18 protein-coding genes and 1 tRNA gene are annotated in these 18,679 nt (G+C 36.9%); 9 read left to right on the forward strand and 10 right to left on the reverse strand.

Going from position 1 to position 18,679, the window contains the following annotated elements; genetic code table 11:
* Nucleotides 1-51: 51 nt before the first annotated feature.
* The 7 genes from FRX52_RS02700 to FRX52_RS02730 all read left to right on the forward strand — a co-directional run bounded on the left by FRX52_RS02700 (nt 52) and on the right by FRX52_RS02730 (nt 4,997).
* A complete protein-coding gene (locus FRX52_RS02700) occupies nt 52-483 on the forward strand; it encodes a sigma-70 family RNA polymerase sigma factor (RefSeq protein ID WP_146495716.1) in 432 nt (143 codons plus the stop codon).
* 164 nt (nt 484-647) lie between these two features.
* Nucleotides 648-962: a hypothetical protein gene (locus tag FRX52_RS02705; RefSeq protein WP_186603332.1), complete on the forward strand. Its 315-nt coding sequence runs from the start codon at nt 648-650 to the stop codon at nt 960-962.
* A complete protein-coding gene (locus tag FRX52_RS02710) occupies nt 962-2,056 on the forward strand; it encodes an AAA family ATPase (protein ID WP_146495712.1) in 1,095 nt (364 codons plus the stop codon). The genes FRX52_RS02705 and FRX52_RS02710 overlap by 1 nt, the downstream gene beginning before the upstream one ends.
* Before the next feature lie 102 nt (nt 2,057-2,158).
* A complete protein-coding gene (locus tag FRX52_RS02715; RefSeq protein ID WP_261379141.1) occupies nt 2,159-2,659 on the forward strand; it encodes a hypothetical protein in 501 nt (166 codons plus the stop codon).
* 142 nt (nt 2,660-2,801) lie between these two features.
* Nucleotides 2,802-3,377 (forward strand): replication protein, encoded by a 576-nt coding sequence (locus FRX52_RS02720; RefSeq protein WP_146461006.1) that lies wholly within the window; start codon nt 2,802-2,804, stop codon nt 3,375-3,377.
* Between the two features lies 1 nt (nt 3,378).
* Nucleotides 3,379-3,642, forward strand: coding sequence for a MerR family transcriptional regulator (locus FRX52_RS02725; RefSeq protein ID WP_146461004.1), 264 nt, complete (start codon nt 3,379-3,381; stop codon nt 3,640-3,642).
* Nucleotides 3,643-3,731: 89 nt separating this feature from the next.
* Nucleotides 3,732-4,997: a site-specific integrase gene (locus FRX52_RS02730; protein WP_146495708.1), complete on the forward strand. Its 1,266-nt coding sequence runs from the start codon at nt 3,732-3,734 to the stop codon at nt 4,995-4,997.
* Between the two features lie 182 nt (nt 4,998-5,179).
* Here the strand turns inward: FRX52_RS02730 and FRX52_RS02735 are convergent, their stop codons facing one another.
* On the reverse strand, nt 5,180-6,670 hold the full coding sequence (locus FRX52_RS02735; protein ID WP_146538413.1) for a Sau3AI family type II restriction endonuclease: 1,491 nt from the start codon (nt 6,668-6,670) through the stop codon (nt 5,180-5,182).
* Between the two features lie 110 nt (nt 6,671-6,780).
* On the opposite strand from FRX52_RS02735, the gene FRX52_RS02740 reads away from it, so the two are divergent.
* A complete protein-coding gene (locus FRX52_RS02740; RefSeq protein ID WP_146538414.1) occupies nt 6,781-8,049 on the forward strand; it encodes a DNA cytosine methyltransferase in 1,269 nt (422 codons plus the stop codon).
* 152 nt (nt 8,050-8,201) lie between these two features.
* On the opposite strand, the gene FRX52_RS02745 is transcribed toward FRX52_RS02740, so the two are convergent.
* Nucleotides 8,202-9,491 (reverse strand): adenylosuccinate synthase, encoded by a 1,290-nt coding sequence (locus FRX52_RS02745; protein ID WP_146495702.1) that lies wholly within the window; start codon nt 9,489-9,491, stop codon nt 8,202-8,204.
* Between the two features lie 187 nt (nt 9,492-9,678).
* On the opposite strand from FRX52_RS02745, the gene FRX52_RS02750 reads away from it, so the two are divergent.
* Nucleotides 9,679-9,749, forward strand: a tRNA-Cys gene (locus FRX52_RS02750).
* A gap of 129 nt (nt 9,750-9,878) precedes the next feature.
* Here the strand turns inward: FRX52_RS02750 and mraY are convergent.
* From mraY to glyQ, 8 genes are all read right to left on the reverse strand, one after another.
* Entirely contained in the window at nt 9,879-10,889 is a 1,011-nt protein-coding gene (mraY, locus tag FRX52_RS02755) for a phospho-N-acetylmuramoyl-pentapeptide-transferase (RefSeq protein WP_146495700.1), read from the reverse strand.
* A gap of 1 nt (nt 10,890) precedes the next feature.
* Nucleotides 10,891-13,140, reverse strand: a complete 2,250-nt coding sequence (gene pbp2X, locus FRX52_RS02760) for a penicillin-binding protein PBP2X (RefSeq protein WP_146538415.1) — start codon at nt 13,138-13,140, stop codon at nt 10,891-10,893.
* Nucleotides 13,141-13,142: 2 nt separating this feature from the next.
* On the reverse strand, nt 13,143-13,466 hold the full coding sequence (gene ftsL / locus FRX52_RS02765) for a cell division protein FtsL (protein WP_146495697.1): 324 nt from the start codon (nt 13,464-13,466) through the stop codon (nt 13,143-13,145).
* Nucleotides 13,463-14,419: a 16S rRNA (cytosine(1402)-N(4))-methyltransferase RsmH gene (rsmH, locus tag FRX52_RS02770; protein ID WP_146538416.1), complete on the reverse strand. Its 957-nt coding sequence runs from the start codon at nt 14,417-14,419 to the stop codon at nt 13,463-13,465. Before rsmH ends, ftsL begins: the two co-directional genes overlap by 4 nt.
* Before the next feature lie 89 nt (nt 14,420-14,508).
* Nucleotides 14,509-15,204, reverse strand: a complete 696-nt coding sequence (locus FRX52_RS02775) for a PepSY domain-containing protein (protein WP_146495693.1) — start codon at nt 15,202-15,204, stop codon at nt 14,509-14,511.
* Nucleotides 15,205-15,321: 117 nt separating this feature from the next.
* Entirely contained in the window at nt 15,322-15,576 is a 255-nt protein-coding gene (locus FRX52_RS02780) for a DUF896 family protein (protein WP_146495691.1), read from the reverse strand.
* 8 nt (nt 15,577-15,584) lie between these two features.
* Nucleotides 15,585-17,624 (reverse strand): glycine--tRNA ligase subunit beta, encoded by a 2,040-nt coding sequence (gene glyS / locus FRX52_RS02785; protein WP_146538417.1) that lies wholly within the window; start codon nt 17,622-17,624, stop codon nt 15,585-15,587.
* A 1-nt stretch (nt 17,625) separates the two neighbouring features.
* On the reverse strand, nt 17,626-18,540 hold the full coding sequence (glyQ, locus tag FRX52_RS02790) for a glycine--tRNA ligase subunit alpha (protein WP_146460984.1): 915 nt from the start codon (nt 18,538-18,540) through the stop codon (nt 17,626-17,628).
* Nucleotides 18,541-18,679: the final 139 nt, after the last annotated feature.

The raw sequence follows: 18,679 nt of genomic DNA on the forward strand, positions 1-18,679 counted from the left end.
CATAACTGTTTCTATTTGTCCTATAAAGAAACTGTTAGAAAGAGGCATAGTATGTCTAAAGTAACAGAACGTCGTCATCAAAAAATAATAGAAGCTGCAAATAATAAAGATTGGAAAACAGTCTCACACTTACTTAATCAACCATTAGACAATCTTAAACGTCAAGATCGCAAATATCACTTACTTAGTTTGGATGCGACTATTGAACGATTAGGAAGACCTACTAATATTATTGACATGTATTCAGATTATCGTCATGAACCTCTGAAATATTTACTTCTGAAAGAACAAAATGAACGGATTTGCCGAGCTTTATCAACATTGTCAATAGATGATTTACATATTGTCATCGAAATCGCTATTTACAACACCTCTACACTTCAATTAACCAAAGAAACTCGATTCAAGAGTCATAAAACGGTTAAGAGCCATTATCAAAAAGCTCTAAATGTTTTAAAACAAGAGTTAAAAGATTATTTCTAAAAAATTTAAAAAATAATTACCAATTACTCTAATTATTTCTCCTGATAGATAAGGAGGTAAAAATGTATGACATAATCTATTGTCCAGCTCATGACATTAAACCGAGCATGTTGCTCTACACTAAACAAACAATAAATAATACACGAGGTATTTAAACTATGAAAATGAGACCACAATACCGCAAAAGCGGATACTCAAACCAAACAGCAGAACAATATGTTGACCTTCAAGCTCCTATCCACTTGCTTAGTGACGAGCTTGAACCCCAACAAAAATTTGAAGATGGAAGACCAACAAGTGAAATTGTCGCCTACAAAACATGGTTTGGTCAAAAAGGACTACCACCATTTCAAGTGAAATTCCTTGAAAAGCCTGACCTTCCTGAATATCTTTCTCTTGTTAGTTTTGATAACTTACAGGCATGTGAAGTAAGCTATAATGTTTACTTCAAAGCTGACGGATTGAAAGAGGTGAAATAATGGATGGGATTGTTTCACAAGGTCGTGCCAAGTTGGAACAATACCTGTTACAGAGCCTAAACATGGCTTTAGGATCTGTTTTACAGGGTGAGACCTCCTACACTAATTCATTTGACATCATTGTACAAGAAAACGGATTCATCTTCGTTCCACGTCTTCCAACTGGATTTATTATTGATGACGACTTGTATCAAAAGATTTTCTTAATCGCCAATGCGTCACTTTATCCCCAATACACATTGCTAAAGCAAAATTCTGCCTACTTTGTCGCATTGAAAACAGATGATATTCATGTTCAACGAGGCCTATTCTTCCCTTGGAAAAAAGGAATTTCTGAACGTCTAGTCATTCCAGACCTTGAACAATTTTCTACATCTCTAAAAGGCAATGATATTCCTATCATGAAAAATCTAGTCATTAACTATGATAAGGTAACTTCCATTGCTATTGCTGGAAACTCAGGAAGTGGGAAAAGTTATGCTCTAACGTATTTGCTAAGTTTTCTTAAAAACATCTCTGACTTGATTATCGTTGACCCTAAATTTGATACCCCTTCACGCTGGGCAAAGCAACATCAAATTGCTGTTATTCACCCTCAAGAAAATCGCTCCAAGTCTGATTTCGTATCAGAAATTAATGAAAATTTGAGTCAATGTTTAACCATCATTCATAAACGTCAAGGGATTCTCTTTGAAAATCCACGTCATGAATTTAAACATCTGACTATCGTCATTGATGAGGTACTTGCTTTATCCGAAGGAGTTAATAAGAATATCAAAGATTCATTCTTATCTCTATTGTCTCAGATTGTACTATTGGGACGGTCAACAAAGGTTCATCTACTCCTTGTCAGTCAGCGTTTTGACCATAATACAATCCCTGTCTCAGTGCGTGAACAGCTCAATGTACTCATCCAGATTGGAAATATCAATCAGAAAACTACACAGTTCTTATTTCCAGACCTCAACCCAGAAGGCATTGTGATTCCCATTGGAAAAGGGACCGGGCTTATTCAGATTATTGATAATGAACATCCCTATCAGATTATACCCCTGCTTTGCCCTACGTATTACACAAAGAAAGGTATTTTATAGCCAATGAAAAGAAATTACTATCAACAAACTTTCAACATCTGCACTTTGTTCTTTATTATAGGAGTTCTTTGTGCTGTTGGTTCTACGTTATTCAGTATCAGCATGACTTCCTTACAAAGTACTGTTTATCTGTCTTTCATTTATCAGTTTGTAGGTATACTTTATACCATTAGCTTGTTTATTGCTATTGTATCAATCTTTTTTCTTTCAGTTCTTGTTTATTATGAGTTTTTCTTACGATTGAAAGAAGACAATCTAACAAACCTATGGAAATCTGTTCATCAGACATTTACTATGCGTATTTTTTTAAGGCAAAGCGAACGCTCTAAAACCGTGACAACCATAGAACAAGCAAGAGTAATACGCTACAACCCGATTAACAAATACTTTAACCGAGCGATTCAAAAAGCAACTGTAGATATTCGAAAAAATAGAGTTACACTATTGATTCGGATTCCTAAAACTCAACAGGCAACAAAAATTCTAAAAGATATGGAAATGCTTATTAGTGAAGAAATTGCCAACCGTAACCCTGACTATTATTTTTCACGACCTGAGCGAAGCGGAAAATGGTTGTACTTTATCGGTACTAAACGAAAATAGTTATAAGGAACGGTGCTGTGGCTCACGAAGTGAAGGCCAAACAGCACCGTTCTATACTCTGGATGTTATGGGGTTACTACGACCCCCCATAACATCAATAATCAACAATCAGCAAAATTCAATCTAGAAAGGCAAATATTCTATGACAAAAGAAAAACGTTCAAACAAATGGGCATTTCTACTTTATCAAGATAGTACCCCTAAAAACTACCTTGATATTCTTGAAGATATGCACATCCCATTTATCCTGAGTCCTTGGCACGACAAGGACATCAATCGACAAACAGGAGAATTCAAAAAAGCACATAAGCATGGTGCATTATTCTTTGACTCACTGAAAAGCTATTCACAAGTATCTGAGTTATTAACTGAGAAATTAAACACGCCAGCTCATATCGAAATCGTCATGAGCCCAAAAGGGATGTATGACTATTTTATCCACGCTAACGACCCTAATAAGACACCTTATGATATTAACGATATTGAATTCGGTTGTGGCTTCGACTTAGACAAGTTTTTAATTAGCAATAATACTGATGGATTTATTACCTCAGTCATTGATATTATTGAAGAGAATAATTTTACGGAATTTAAAAATTTGGTGCTCTATGCACGACGTGAAGATGCTAAACTCTTAGAATTCATAATGGAGAAGACCTATTTTTTCTCTCGATATTTGGATTCTAGGAGACATGATAATAGAAAAGAGGATTACTAACATGACAAAAACTAACGAACATATAAAGTTAAATCAAATTGAACAACTTCTAAATTATCTCATTACCCTAATACAAACTCAACAACAAGAATTAAAAAGCAATGGACTGGTTACTCAAAAGGAATTATTAAAAATTCTCAATATCTCCCCGAACACACTAAAATCATGGGAAAATACAGGTCTTAGACGACTAGAACCTCCCATTGAAAACACCCGAACTGTCTATTATAAAATGGAAGATGTGATCAATTATTTAACTCCTTAATCTAAAATATGCTAAAATAAAACTATCACATTAAAAGAAATGTGAAGGTCTTATTTTAGCCTTTTATATATCCGATAAAGAAGGCTAACGTGAAAAAAGAAATTATCATCCATAACAATCGTAAGATTATCAAGACAACTAAAAACAACGGTTCTGTAAGCTACACTCAAAGAGGCGTTTATATAGGAATTGATGTGAAAACAAATAAAAAGGTGACATCATCTCTCACTGCCAAAACTTTAAGAAGTCTTGACCGAAAAATTATCCAAGCTAGATTGGATTTTGAAGCAAAAGGGTCAACATTAAAAGAAACAGTAGTCATCAATAATTTTGAAGAACTGGCTGAAGCGTGGTTTATTAGTTTCGTCACTTGGGTTTCTTCTCAAAATACTATCAATCGTGTTAGAAGCTATCTTGACACTTATATCATCCCTAAATTTGGAGAATACAGACCTGATGCCATCAAATCTGCTGATATTCAACTATGGGTCAATAAACTCGCTCAACAATCAAAAAAATCAGTTGAATCTGGAGTAAAAAAATCAAAAAAGGGGCACGCCAAGGACTTTGGAGCAGTTATTCATAAGATGAGTGATATTTTTGATTTTGGTATAACCAACTTTGAACTTTCTCATAATCCTGTAAGAACAATCAAAATTCCACCAAAACCAAAGTCATCTAAAGAACGGGTACGAGTCTTACATGAACAGGAATTATCAAGATGGCTTAATTTTTTAAACGATCTACCAGACACGCGAACTAATAGGCGTTTCAGAATTATTTGTGATACACTCTTAGCTTCAGCACTACGTATTAACGAACTTCTCGCTCTAACTATTCACGATTTAGACTTTGAAACAAATGAAATTATCGTTAATAAAACTCTCATGTGGCGAGCAGGAAATCGAAAACTCGGTATTAAAGGGGAAATGATTTGTAAAAATAGTGCTAAAACTGATTCAGGAAATCGTCGAGTTGCTGTTCCTCGACAAATTCTTATAGATTTACAAACTTTTTACAATGAAATGAGCAATTACTTCAAAGAACATAATTTACCTTGTGTTGATTTGATTTTTCCAACTATCTATGGTAACTATATGTGTGATAGAAATGAACGAGCAACTCTGAAAAAGCGTTTAAGTGAGTTAGGGTTACCAAATTATGGTTTTCACCTTTTCCGACACACACACGCTTCTTTAATGCTAAATGCTGGTGCAAATTGGAAAGAACTTCAAACAAGAATGGGACATAAGTCAATCAAAACTACAATGGATACCTATGCTGAACTAGCTCCTAAAAAGAAGGCTGAAGCAGTTGATATTTATCTTCAAGAAATTGCTAGACTTACAAGTTGATTTTATGACTACATTTTTGACTACATTTTCTTAGTAAAAAAATTAAAAATACTGATATATCAACATTTCTAGCACGCTAAAATAAGATTTCTAACCTTTACAGAAGTTAAATAATTGAATAAAAAAAACTCCTATGAAATCAATATTTTATAGGAGTTTCTTTTATTCATAAACATATAAAATTAGTCCCACTTGCCATCTAGAACCTCTTTCAAAAATTTCTTAGGTAGCCAAAATGAATGTTTGGTAATCCGTCTTTGGTTCGGTAAAATATCGGTATCTGAAATTTTACCTTTACCAACAAACTTGCCTTGTTCTAACTCATATAATGTATTTTGAGCATGGATTTTAGTAAATACTACCTTATTTACTTTACTTTGGGGAAAGTTAGTTGAAACTTTATTTCCTTTTTGAGTTAATTGAACACCATCTATTAAAATCTGACGTGTTTCTTGCCAAACTCGTTTAACTTCATTTATTTGTCTATCAGGAAAACCCCAAAATTTTATTCGATCTAAGACAAACACCTTGGGTGAAATTTCTTTAAAGACAACAAAAAGAAAACGTTTATTACAAATTTCTAAATATGGTTGTGATTCTTCCCAAATATCATTAGAAACTAATTCTTTAAAATTATAAGTCTTAAATGGAGAGTCCTCTTTTGGCAAACCTTCTTTATTCACACGAATCACACGCATATTCATATTAGCTTTTTGAAATTCTTGAGTTTTATCAACATCACCTGTTAATCCAATCATTTTTCGAATTAGGATATTATTTTTTCCTTTTGCTTTTGGATTAACATCAAATTTTTCATAAAGCTCTTTTTCCGTCATTCCTTGATATTGTAAAATCTTTTGGGTGATAATTTCAGTAAAACTTTGTTTATTATTCTTAACAGTAGCTACAACACTTTCTTGTTCTTTTTGATTAAAAATTCTATTATTAATCAAATAAGTCATGTAGCTAGATTTCAATTCCCATGCTCGTTGTTTAGCTAGTTCGTTACTAAATGGTTGCTCACGAAAATCTCTTCCTTTACCTGCTCCTTTTGTACACGTTGAAAGATAATTTCCATCAGATTCAGATAATTCATGAGCTTTTCCTTGCTTTATTTTAGCAGTGATACGTTCATAATCCTCTAAAATCACTTGCATATCTTCGGCAAACCATTCAAAAAGAAATACTTTTTCAATCATATAATCAGCCATAGTCTGATTAGGAATTAAACCGTTATAAAAAAGTAATAAAATTTTTGAGCATTTTTTCCATAAATGAGTGCCATAAAAATCGTCAAGATTTTCATCCATATAATTTAAAATCGTTAGAACTAATCTTTCCTTAGCACTAATAGAACCATTTTTATTAACTTTAAAAGGAGTTACTTTTAATTCTACACCAATTTTTTGAAAATCAGCTTCTGAATCACTGTTTGGAAGATAACCATAAAAATATTTTTCAATATAATTTCCATATTGCCCTTTAGATTTCATACTAATCTTCTTATCAAGAATATTTGAAACTGTCTTATTTTGAAAATCCTCATAAGTTTTATATGGGGTTTTCTGATATTCTTCAATAATCTGTTCAAATTTCTTCCCCAAAAGAACTTGAGAATAATTTATAACACTATCAATATTATTCTCATCATAATCATATAATTGTTTTTCCATTGTAATCTCTTTTCTAAACATTTTCTATTTATTATATCAAATTCAAATCTTGATCAATAAGAAAATTTTAGGTATAATAGTAAAAAGTACATAAAAAGATAGAGGAATATATGAAAGTCTTAGAATTATTTGCTGGTGTAGGAGGGTTCCGTATAGGACTCGAAAACTCAGATAAAGAATTATTTCAAACAAAATGGGCTAATCAATGGGAGCCCTCTAGAAAATCTCAAGATGCCTTTGAAGTTTATAATTATCATTTTCCTGATAGTGATAATATCAATATTAGTATTTCAGACATTACAGACGAAAAATTCGCTTCAATGGATGCAGACATGATTGTTGGTGGATTTCCATGTCAAGATTATTCAGTTGCTCGTTCTAAAAAAAATGAACAAGGTATTGAAGGTAAAAAAGGCGTTCTCTTTTGGGAGATTATTCGTGCAACTCGCATCATTAAACCAAAATATTTGATTTTAGAAAATGTCGATCGTCTACTTAAAGCTCCATCAAAACAACGTGGGCGTGATTTTGCTATCATGTTAACAGCTTTCAACCAACTAGGGTATTCCGTTGAATGGCGTGTTATCAATGCTGCTGAATATGGTAGAAGTCAACGTAGAAGACGTGTTTTCTTTTTCGTCTATCATAATGATACTGATTTTGCTACACAAGTAGATTCAAAATTTGAAAATCAAAATCCCGTTTTTGAAGAAAATAAATATGATGATTACATCTTTAAAACAGGACTTTTTGCAAGTCAATTTCCAATCAAACAAGTCCCTGTCAAGAAACGCCAAGTCTATTATGAGCTTTCAGATGATATTATAGAAGTTTCAGATAATTTTACAGGTACAGTATGGAATACAGGCGTCATGAGACACGGAAAATACTACTCAATTGACACTAAATCAGATTATATTGGACAGCCGATCACACTAGGTCAAATTTTACAAGATGAAATGGATATTCCAAAAAAATACTATGTAACTGACCAAGCTAAACTTGAAAAATTTCAGTATCTGCGTAGTTCAAAACGTATTGAAAGAACTTCTGCTGATGGCCATACTTACATTTACTCAGAAGGCGGTATGTCCCCAGTAGATGACTTGAATCTCCCAGGACGCACTATGCTAACATCTGAGGGAACCGTGAACCGCTCTACACACTTTTTAAATGTGAAAGGAAAATATCGATTAATAACACCTGTTGAAGCAGAACGATTACAAGATTTCCCAGATAATTGGACAGCTAAGAAAAAACTCTCTGATGGTAGCATTGTTGAAGTCTCAGATAAAATGCGCATGTTCTTCATGGGGAATGCTCTTGTAACGGAGATTGTTAGACAAATTGGAGCATTTATTTCAGAATTAGAAAAATAAGTATTGTTTTAAAATAATAGAGCCATCAAAAACAGATAAAATCTAATTTTTAATTTATCCTTTCCTGAAATTTATTATATTTTGGTTCAAATTATTCACAATTTCCATAGAACTTAAAAAATCAAATTGGAACTTTCCAATTTGATTTTTTGTTAGACACTCCAAACACTCTCTAAGATATTGGTCTGATCTCGATCTGGACCAACGGAGAAGGTAGAAATACGAACGCCTACTAATTCACCAATACGACGAACATAATTACGAGCATTTTCTGGTAAATCTTCTAGACGACGAACACCTGTAATATCCTCTTGCCAACCTGGTAATTCTTCATAAATCGGCTGACAACGTTTTAATTTTTCTAGACTAGCTGGGTAATAATCAATTCGTTCGCCATCCAAATCATAGGCTACACAAATTTTAACAGTATCAAGTCCGGATAGCACATCAATAGAATTCAAGCAGAGGTTAGTAATCCCTGAAACACGACGACTATGACGCATTACCACTGAATCAAACCAGCCTACACGACGTGGACGACCTGTGGTTGTGCCATATTCATGGCCAATTTCTCGAATTCGCTCGCCAGTCGCATCAAAAAGTTCTGTTGGGAAAGGACCATCACCAACACGGCTAGTATAGGCTTTACAAACACCGACTACTTTATTGATTTTACTTGGCCCAACTCCTGATCCAATGGTTACTCCACCTGCCACAGGGTTAGATGACGTCACAAAAGGATAGGTACCCTGATCAATGTCTAGCATGACCCCCTGTGCGCCCTCAAAGAGCACTCGTTTACCATGATCCAAAGCATCATTCAAAATAACAGAGGTATCGGTTACATATTGTTTGATTTCCTGTCCATACTGATAATATTCTTCAAAAATCTCTTCAAAATCAATGACTTTGTCATCGTACATCTTTTCAAATAGACGATTTTTTTCACTTAGATTGATCTTCAATCGTTCTGCAAAAATATCCCTATCCAAAAGATCTGCGATTCGAATACCGACACGCGCAGCCTTGTCCATATAAGCTGGGCCAATTCCCTTATTGGTCGTTCCAATCTTATTAGCCCCCTTGGCAGCCTCTTGCAACTCATCTAACTTAATATGATAAGGTAGAATCACATGGGCACGATCAGAGATACGCAAATTGTTCGTTGAAACACCCTCATTGTGTAAATACTTCAATTCTCGCACCAAGGACTTGGGATTAACAACCATCCCGTTTCCAATAATCGAAATCTTGTCTGCAAAGAAAATCCCAGATGGAATCAGGTGTAACTTGAATTTTTTTCCGTCAATAACAATGGTGTGACCAGCATTATCTCCACCTTGATAGCGTGCAATCACTTCTGCATCTTGTGATAAAAAGTCGGTAATTTTTCCCTTACCTTCATCTCCCCATTGAGTTCCTACAACAACAACTGAAGTCATAATGGCTTTCGCCCTATCCTTTCTCTAACCTCGGCAGGACTTTCACCTGCAAGCATAAGTCATACTTCAATATTATAATAAAATTTTCATATTTTTACAATTTAAGAACAGGTTTCATAGCTTGTTGAAAAATTCTTTTCTGTGACTTGACAGCATCATATTTTTACGGTAGAATAATAGTTGTTGTGGCGGTATAGCCAAGTGGTAAGGCACGGCTCTGCAAAAGCTTGATCGTCGGTTCAAATCCGTCTACCGCCTTTATACACCTATTTTATTAAGATTTATCCAACTAAAAAGCCCATGACATTGGGCTTTTTAATTTATTTAAAAACGTTTTTTAACAGACAAAAAGCTAAGAACTCTTTCTTAGCTTTTTCTTTATGCGACTTAGTTAAAACCGTATAAAATCATTAGGGTTAGCATGCTCATCAACAAACCAACTGACCAAAAGAAAGCATCTACTTTCCATTCACTCCATGGTTGTCCTTTACCAGAAAAACCACCTAACTCAAAGTGATGATGTAGGGGAGTCATACGGAAGATACGACGACCTTGACCATATTTTTTCTTAGTGTATTTGAAGTAAGCCACTTGTAACATCACTGAACTTGTTTCACAAACGTAAACGAAACCAATCAAAAGCAACGTCCATTCTTGATCAAGAGCAATAGAAATAGTCGCCAACAGAGCACCTAGGGCTAAACTACCAACATCTCCCATAAAAATTTTGGCGGGTTTTTTATTGTAAAGGAAGAAACCAAGTAGGCCACCAATGGTACTAAGAATCAACAGTAAAACATCATATTGTTTTTGTATCATAGCAATGATACCATAGGCAGCTAAACTAATGACAACTGAAATAGAAGCTAGACCATCCAAACCATCTGTCAAATTGACAGCATTAGAAAATCCGACAATCCAAAAAAGGACAAAGGCTAGATAAAGAATACCCAAATCTAGTTCCCAACCGAAGAAATTGAGCGAATCAGCACCACTTGGACGAACATAAACAATATAAAATAGTAAACCAGCTAAAATCTGAGCCAGCATCTTTTGTCTAGGAGTCAGACCCTCATTGATTTTCTTGAAGATTTTTAGGAAATCATCCAAAAAACCAACAATGCCATAAATAACAACGACCAGTAAAATGGCTAAAGGCTTAGCTAAATTTGTCCCTTGATTGAAAAAAAGTGTAAAGAACAAACTAACTAGAACCGTTGCTGTTAAAAATACTAAGCCTCCCATTGTTGGAGTACCCGCCTTAGCTATATGTTGTTTGACATCCTCATGCATCTGTTGGCCTGCAATTTTTTTCTTTTGGAAAAAAGCCATAAAATGTGGCATGGCTACCACTGTCAAAACGAAGGTTAATCCTCCTGCCATTAGGCTTACTAACATGTTATTCTCCTAACCTTATTGTTATTTTTTTAACCTTACTTATCAACTCACCTGGATTGACACTTTGCTTGGTCACTCGAGCTGAGGCAGATTGACTACCTTTATAAGTGATTTCAAGATTCAACCATTTGGCAAAGACTTCCACGTTTTGTCGCGTCCAACCATACATGTCTGGGAGATTTTCTAAATTACTCGTCAACAGTAAAATTTGTTGATTTTCATTAAGATTATTACCAATTTTGGTAGATACCTTGTTAATTTTACTACCTGTCCCTAAGACGATTGGTTGAACTAAATTACGACGTAGTTCATCCGCTGTATCACCGGGATTTTTACCGATAATTTCACCTAGTTTATAAGGTGTTTGATTTTTCTTACCGTTTGGCACAGCCTCCAAAATGGTATCTTTCATCAACACTGCTTCTTCTAAGACTGGATTGATCACATCACGCCAGAAAAGACCTGACCATTCTTTTGGTTGTTGAAGGGTCACATACATGACAAAATCTGGATTATCAGACGGAACCATGGCCACCACCGAATAAATATAATCTGTGGCTCCAGTCAAGTAACCCGAACCATCTTCTGCTGCAATCTCAGCCGTCCCAGACTTAACGGCAACGGATTGATTGCCAACTTGGATAATCGGACCTTCTGATTTTGAATAAAGCGTACCAAAATCTGGATCAGTACCAACCGTTACCATGTAATCACGAGTTTGCTTGGCTGCTGTTTCAGAAACTGGATTACCCACAACTTCTTTTTGTGCTGTTCGTGTGGTTTTCGTGTTTGGATCATAGATTTTGCTAATAAACTGTGGCTCTAGCATGATTCCATCGTTAGAAATTGCCGTAAAAGCTCTTAACATCTGAGTTTGGGTAACGGCAATCCCTTGACCAAAAGAACTCATGGCAATACTAACAATGTTATCTGATGGCAAAAGACCTGTTGCCTCGCTCCCCATTCCAAAACGTGTTGGGAAACCAAAGCGGAATTTAGCTAAGTAATTAAGCCACTGATCGTCACCCATTTTTTGCTCAAGAAGAGCCATACCGACGTTACTAGAGTAAGCAAATCCTTGAGCAAAGGACATGTAGCCCCCTGTTGATGTTCCGTCATTGATTGACCAATCTTGAATAGTTGCATCAATAATGGTCAATTTGGTATTGTCATAAATTTCATTTGGATTAAAGACACCGGCATCAATAGCTGAAGCTAGGGTCATGACTTTCATGGTCGAACCCGGCTCATAGTTGGTTTGATAAAGGGAACTACGCCAAGTAAAGTCCTCAGTTAAACCCTCTTTAGTATCCGCATTAAAGGTTGGTCGCTGGGTCGTTGCTAAAATCTCACCTGTCTTAGCATGAACCAATGTCGCACTGGCTTCCACCCCTTGTGCCTTGGATTGAAAAACATCCATCTGTGTTTCTAGATAGCGTTGAATTGGCTCTGAAATTGTCGTGTAAACATCTCGACCGTCTATGGCCTTACTCACTTGAACACCTGTTCCTAGTAAGGTATTGCCATTTTTATCTTTTTGATAAGTAATTTGACCGTCTGTACCTGACAAAATATCATTGAAAGCAGCTTCAAGACCAGTTGTTCCGACTAATTTTTTATTACCATTATCATCTTCTTGAGTTTGAGCTAAGCCGATAAACTGAGAGGCAAAGGTTCCGTTAGGATACATCCTACTGGTACTGGTTTCAAAAGAAAGCCCCTTAATATCAGCGGCTTCTGCAGCTTTTTTGATACTACTCATGGTGCTATAAGTCAGATTAGACCCCTTAATACCAAAATAAACTTGAACCAGACCTTCTTGATTGAGTTGTTTAAGGACATAATCCTTTTCCAATTTCAAATGCTTTTTGAAAATCTCAGCCACTTTGTCATACTGACTAGATTTAATAAATAATTCTTCGCCACTAGCTGTTACATAGTTTTGATCAAGAATGGCATACACCGTATAAGTAGTTGAATCCTCTGCAATCACATTACCATTACGGTCATAAATAGTCCCACGCTTAGCAGCAACTGTCTGGGTTCGCTGATAAACCTGCTTCGCCCCTTCTGATAAATCTACTCCAAATTTTTTATCGGTTCCAATAATTACGACAAAATTGATAATGAAGATAAAGAACATGAAAATGGCTAACAACATCAGGTTTTGCCCAACATGAACACGGTTTTCTTCTGGCGTTTTTCTATCTGTTACGACATAACGCAAAAAAAGATTTCGTAACTCTTTCATGCCTACTCCACCTTACCAATATTATCATGCTGGATACTCAAACCAGCCTCTGTCGCAATCTTTGAAATGCGATCAAAACGATTAAGCTCATTAACTTCTTGTTTAGCGTCATTCAGCTCAGTTTCTTTTTCGCTAATTTGATTATTCAAAATTGTTACTTCCTGCTGCAATTGTAGCATCCGACTTTGAAGATAGACAATGCTAATTGCCATCATCACTGCTGTCAATACAATTGATGCATAAAAAGCCTTTTCTATTCTTGATAGGGTACGGATATGAGCCTGTACTGCTTGTGACAAGGCTTCCTGCCGTTTCTCTCTGGTCATATGTCTTTCCTAATTCTCTCAATCACACGTAATTTTGCCGAATGAGCACGATTATTATCTGTCAACTCGGTTTGACTTGGCAAAATCGGTTTTCTTGTAATCAGTTGATACTGAGCCTGTAATTCATCAGGGATAAAAGGTAACCCTTTTGGAATATCAAGACGACTAACTTCTTTAAACAGTTGCTTAGTCAAGCGATCTTCCAAGGAATGAAAGGTGATCACTGAAATACGTCCACCGACTGCTAGCAAGTCCAAGGCCTGCTGCAAGGAATCTTCTGCAGCTCCCAATTCATCATTTACCTCAATACGAATAGCCTGAAAAATTTGTTTAGCTGGATGTCCCTTTTTCTTAAGCTCTTTAGCAGGTTTCGCCGCCTTAATCAATTCAGCAAGCTGAGTCGTTGTTTCAATCGGTGCTTCTTGACGAGCCTGTTCTATTTTTCTAGCTACCTGTTTAGAAAATTTATCTTCACCATAACGGAAAAAAATCCGCACTAAATCATGGTAGTCATAAGCATTGACTACCTCATAGGCTGTTAAGGTTGCATCTTGATTCATCCGCATATCCAAAGGAGCTTCCTGTTTATAAGAAAAACCACGCTCACCTTGGTCAAGCTGAGGACTGGAAACACCTAAATCATAGATGATTCCATCAATTTCATTGATACCATGTTGGGCAAGACGACTTGACAAATGCCTAAAATTGTCCTTAATAAAAGTCACCTGACCACGCTCAACAAATTTTTTTAATCTCACCTGAGCATGATCAATAGCTGTTTGATCCTGATCAAAACAATAAAGGTGACCTTGATCGCCCAATTGTGACAGTAAATACTCACTATGTCCTGCTCCCCCTAAGGTCGCGTCAACATAAATCCCATTTGGTTTAATCTCTAACTGATCAACCGTTTCATGTAGTAATACGGTTACATGATGAAAATCTTTTATCATAATTCTATTTTATCATATTTTAGTTATTTAATAAATCAAAAGAAAAATACCAGTCGCCTTTAGCGAACTGGTATTGAAAAGTTAGTGACTTATTCAGCTGGGCTAGCTTCAGTTTCAATAACTTCTTTTGTTTCTGCATTTAGAATATAGTGGTAACGTGTGCCATTGCTAACAAAGTCAACGTCAAATTGTTGAACACCATCTTCAGTTTCTAACTCGCTACCAACAACTTCTGCATCTGCTTCAGTAATACCTGCGTCAGCCAAAGCTGCTGCTACAAGTTTATCTTGATCTGCTGAAGATACTGTCGCTGTAGATGTTGATGCGTCTTCTGAATCAACCATCTCAGAAGCATTTTCAATCACTTCTCCTGTTTCAGCATTCAACGTGTACTCATACTCTTGACCAGCACTTGTGAAATCCACTTTAAAGACATTCACACCGTTTTCAACTTCTTTTTCAACTGAAGTCAAAACTGCATCTGCTTCAGAAATGCCGGCTGCTGCTAAGGCTGCTGCAAAAGCTGTGTCTTTAGTCAAAGTTTCTGTTGCCGTGCTTGCTGACGCATCAGTTGATGATGAGGCTGTCTTATCAGACGAAGATGATGACGTTGTTGATGAAGCAGACTTGTCTGATGAAGTTGATGCTTCTGATGAACTTGCTGAACTACTTGAAGAAGTAGTTGCCGTGTTGTTATTGCTACCGTTCAAAAATGAACCTGCACAAGTAGAAAGGCCTAGTAGAGCCAAGATAGCGACCACTGCCGCGACTAAAAGTTTTTTCATAATAACTTTATCTCCTTTTTTATTACTTAATTATTCTATGCTATCTTCAAAAACCTGTCAAGAAATTTGACCACAATAAAACTAGATTGATTCCCCAACCTAGTTTTATGATAAGTCTTAGTCTTTATCATCAAGCGAACGACCATGTAGGCCTTTTTCACGTTGAATTTGTTTTAATTTTTCTGGGGTCAAGTCATTGCCTTCTTCATCAACAATCTTAATCCCTTCGATATGATGACGGACGGCTCGACGATAGCCCTCGATATACTCCTCACGCAAGACTTTTTGTTCAGCCAATTCTGCCTCAGTCAAACCTTCTGCTTTCTTCTTACGGGCTAGTTCATTGATGCGATCAATTTTTGCTTGTTCCATCTTTTCTCCTACTTTGTATTTAGTTGGTTAAAGGCTGCCATTTGGCAAGCGTAACTGGCTAGACTAGCCAATAAGTTCAAACGATTGTTTTTGATAGCTTCATCATCAACCATAACCATGGTTTGATCGAAGAACTTAGTAATGACAGGACTCAGGCCAAATAACTGGTCTAGATTAGCTGCGACATCGTCAGTTAATTGTAGGTCTTGAATCGCTTGATAAAGTGCTTTTTCTGCCTCATTTTCAAATAATGCTGGCTCAACCGTTTGACCTTCTGCTTTTTCTGCCAAATTAAAGACACGAGCTAAACTTTCTACGGCTGCCTTGTAGTCAGTTTGTTCTGATTTTGCAAGCAAGGCTTTAGCGGTTGCAAAAAGATTGCTCACAATCAGACTTGAACTAGCAAGAACAGCTTCACGAATATCTTTTGTAATACCCTCATCTGCCATCAACCTATCCAAACGGGCTTTGATAAAGCTCATAACGTCGTCTTTATTCGCATAAGTCTGGGGTGAGAACGTGTTTTGATACAGGTTATTGACAAACTCTGCCAAATCAAGTTTCCACTCTTCTTGATCGAGAATCTTAACCAAACCTTGTGTCGCACGGCGAAGAGCATAGGGGTCATTTGACCCACTTGGAATCAAGCCCACACTAAAGAATGACAACAGGGTATCCAATTTATCAGCCACGGCTAAAATCGCTCCAAGCTGGCTAGCTGGTAATTCGCCATCACTACTTGTTGGCAAATAATGCTCACGAATGGCTTGGGCAACAGCCTTATCTTCACCTGCAAGTAGGGCATATTTTTCCCCCATCAAGCCTTGAAGTTCGTCAAATTCACCCACCATGCCAGTCATCAAGTCAAATTTATAAATGGCTGCTGCTCGCTCTAACTTGCTTTTATCTGTTTCAGACAAGCCCAATTCAATAGCCAACTTATCCGCAATCAAGCCTGTGCGTTTCATGTGCTCTGCCAGAGAACCAATCTTTTCATGGAAGGTTACCTTATCTAATTTTTCCACTAAATCGGCAATCGAAAGTTTTTGATCTTCACGCCAGAAAAACTCAGCATCTTCCAAGCGAGCTAGAAGCACTTTTTGGTTACCCTTAATGACATTTTCAAGATGTTCAGCATTACCATTACGAACTGAGATAAAGGCTGGCAAGAGTTGGCCTTTTTTATCACGCACGACAAAGTAACGTTGGTGATTTTTCATTGAAGTGACTAGAACTTCTTCTGGAACGTCTAGATATTTTTCATCAAATTGTCCTATAAAGGCTGTTGGGTATTCAACCAAGTTTAGCACTTCGTTTAGAAGGTCTTCATCAACGTCAACTTGAATGTCGTGTTTTTCTTCTAGGACTTTGATTTGATCAAGAATCATTTGCTGACGCTCAAGTGGACTTGCAATAACAAAAACCGAACGCAAGGTGTCTTCATAACGATCACTAGTTGGAATTTCTACGTCATGGCCAAGGAAGCGATGACCACGACTCACTCGACCACTCTTGATGTCAAAGAAATCTAAATCCAAGGCTTTGTCGTCCAAAAGCACCGTCAAGGTGTGAACTGGACGAATGTACTTGAAAGAATTAGATGCCCAAGCCATGCTGACAGGGAAACTCAAACTCTCCAACACCTTAGGGAGTTCTGCCAACACCTGCTCAACAGGCTGACCTTTTTCGGTCTTTGTCACATAGACGTAGTCTTCTCCCTTGATGGTTTCAAAACGAATATCGTCTATGGTCAAGCCCTTACCACGCACAAAGCCTTCGGCTGCCTTGGTAAAATGACCAGACGCATCAAGGGCAATCTTTTTCGCAGGCCCCTTAAAATCTTCTGTCAAATCACTTTGTTCATCTGCCAAACCGACAACACGAACTGCTAAGCGACGAGGCGTTGAAAAAGGTTCAATCTTATCAAATGTCAAACGGTTATCTGTTAGAAAAGTCGCCATGCGATTTTCAAGTTGTTCCATACTTGGCGTTACCACATAAGCTGGCAACTCTTCCAAGCCAATTTCTACTAATAAATTTTTTACCATGTTATTTCTCCTCTGCTAACAGTGCTTGACGTGTTTCGTCATCTAGTAAAGGATAGCCTAGGCGTTTGCGTTCTGCAACAAAGGTTTTGGCTACGTTGCGGGCTAGGTTACGAATGCGGGCGATATAGCCAGCACGTTCTGTTACTGATACGGCTCCTCTGGCATCTAAAAGGTTGAAGGTGTGCGAACATTTCAAGACATAATCATAGGCTGGATGCACCAAGTTTTCAGCCAGACAGTTCTTAGCTTCTTGCTCAAATTTTTCAAAATTAGATAGAAGCATGTCTTGGTCACTCAATTCAAAGCTATATTTTGAATGCTCATACTCTGGTTGAATGAAGATTTCACCATATTTCACGCCATCTGCCCACTCAATGTCATAGACAGACTCCACTTCTTGAATGTAAGACGCTAGACGCTCCAAGCCATAGGTCACCTCAGCAGTGACTGGCCCTGTTTCCAAACCACCAACCTGTTGGAAGTAAGTAAATTGAGTAATTTCCATACCATCAAGCCAAACTTCCCAACCTAGACCAGCAGAACCTGTTGATGGATTTTCCCAGTTGTCCTCAACAAAACGAATATCGTGTTCTAAAGGATTGATTCCCAACAACTCCAAACTTTCCAAGTAAAGCTCTTGGATATTGCTTGGACTTGGTTTCATAACCACTTGGAATTGATGGTGTTGATACAAACGGTTTGGGTTTTCACCATAGCGACCATCGGCTGGGCGACGACTTGGCTCTACGTAAGCTGCATTCCAAGGCTCAGGTCCAATCGCACGCAAAAAGGTGTATGGACTCATGGTTCCGGCTCCTTTTTCATTATCATAAGCTTGCATGAGCAGACAGCCTTGGTCATTCCAAAATTGTTGTAAGGTCAAGATAATCTCTTGAAAGGTTAATTTTTTAGACATAGTTTCCTCTTTCTATTGCTTTAATGTGGTGGCGATAGCTCGTTGACATCAACTTAGTAAACAAAGACCGTTATTAGACAAGAAAAACCACGCACTAGCCCCTGTTGATAACAGGGGCGTAGCAACGCGGTTCCACCCT

This window comes from Streptococcus sp. sy018, assembly GCF_007859185.1.
Taxonomy (GTDB): Bacteria; Bacillota; Bacilli; order Lactobacillales; family Streptococcaceae; genus Streptococcus.

Excerpts from the sequence above, each read along its gene's own strand:
- FRX52_RS02775 (WP_146495693.1), bottom strand. The coding sequence starts at position 15,204 with ATGAAAAAACTTTTAGTCGCGGCAGTGGTCGCTATCTTGGCTCTACTA.
- FRX52_RS02715 (WP_261379141.1), top strand. The coding sequence starts at position 2,159 with ATGACTTCCTTACAAAGTACTGTTTATCTGTCTTTCATTTATCAGTTT.
- ftsL (WP_146495697.1), bottom strand. The coding sequence starts at position 13,466 with ATGACCAGAGAGAAACGGCAGGAAGCCTTGTCACAAGCAGTACAGGCT.
- FRX52_RS02725 (WP_146461004.1), top strand. The coding sequence starts at position 3,379 with ATGACAAAAACTAACGAACATATAAAGTTAAATCAAATTGAACAACTT.
- glyQ (WP_146460984.1), bottom strand. The coding sequence starts at position 18,540 with ATGTCTAAAAAATTAACCTTTCAAGAGATTATCTTGACCTTACAACAA.
- rsmH (WP_146538416.1), bottom strand. The coding sequence starts at position 14,419 with ATGATAAAAGATTTTCATCATGTAACCGTATTACTACATGAAACGGTT.
- mraY (WP_146495700.1), bottom strand. The coding sequence starts at position 10,889 with ATGTTAGTAAGCCTAATGGCAGGAGGATTAACCTTCGTTTTGACAGTG.
- FRX52_RS02720 (WP_146461006.1), top strand. The coding sequence starts at position 2,802 with ATGACAAAAGAAAAACGTTCAAACAAATGGGCATTTCTACTTTATCAA.
- FRX52_RS02710 (WP_146495712.1), top strand. The coding sequence starts at position 962 with ATGGATGGGATTGTTTCACAAGGTCGTGCCAAGTTGGAACAATACCTG.
- pbp2X (WP_146538415.1), bottom strand. The coding sequence starts at position 13,140 with ATGAAAGAGTTACGAAATCTTTTTTTGCGTTATGTCGTAACAGATAGA.
- FRX52_RS02740 (WP_146538414.1), top strand. The coding sequence starts at position 6,781 with ATGAAAGTCTTAGAATTATTTGCTGGTGTAGGAGGGTTCCGTATAGGA.
- FRX52_RS02745 (WP_146495702.1), bottom strand. The coding sequence starts at position 9,491 with ATGACTTCAGTTGTTGTTGTAGGAACTCAATGGGGAGATGAAGGTAAG.
- FRX52_RS02735 (WP_146538413.1), bottom strand. The coding sequence starts at position 6,670 with ATGGAAAAACAATTATATGATTATGATGAGAATAATATTGATAGTGTT.
- FRX52_RS02705 (WP_186603332.1), top strand. The coding sequence starts at position 648 with ATGAGACCACAATACCGCAAAAGCGGATACTCAAACCAAACAGCAGAA.
- glyS (WP_146538417.1), bottom strand. The coding sequence starts at position 17,624 with ATGGTAAAAAATTTATTAGTAGAAATTGGCTTGGAAGAGTTGCCAGCT.
- FRX52_RS02780 (WP_146495691.1), bottom strand. The coding sequence starts at position 15,576 with ATGGAACAAGCAAAAATTGATCGCATCAATGAACTAGCCCGTAAGAAG.
- FRX52_RS02700 (WP_146495716.1), top strand. The coding sequence starts at position 52 with ATGTCTAAAGTAACAGAACGTCGTCATCAAAAAATAATAGAAGCTGCA.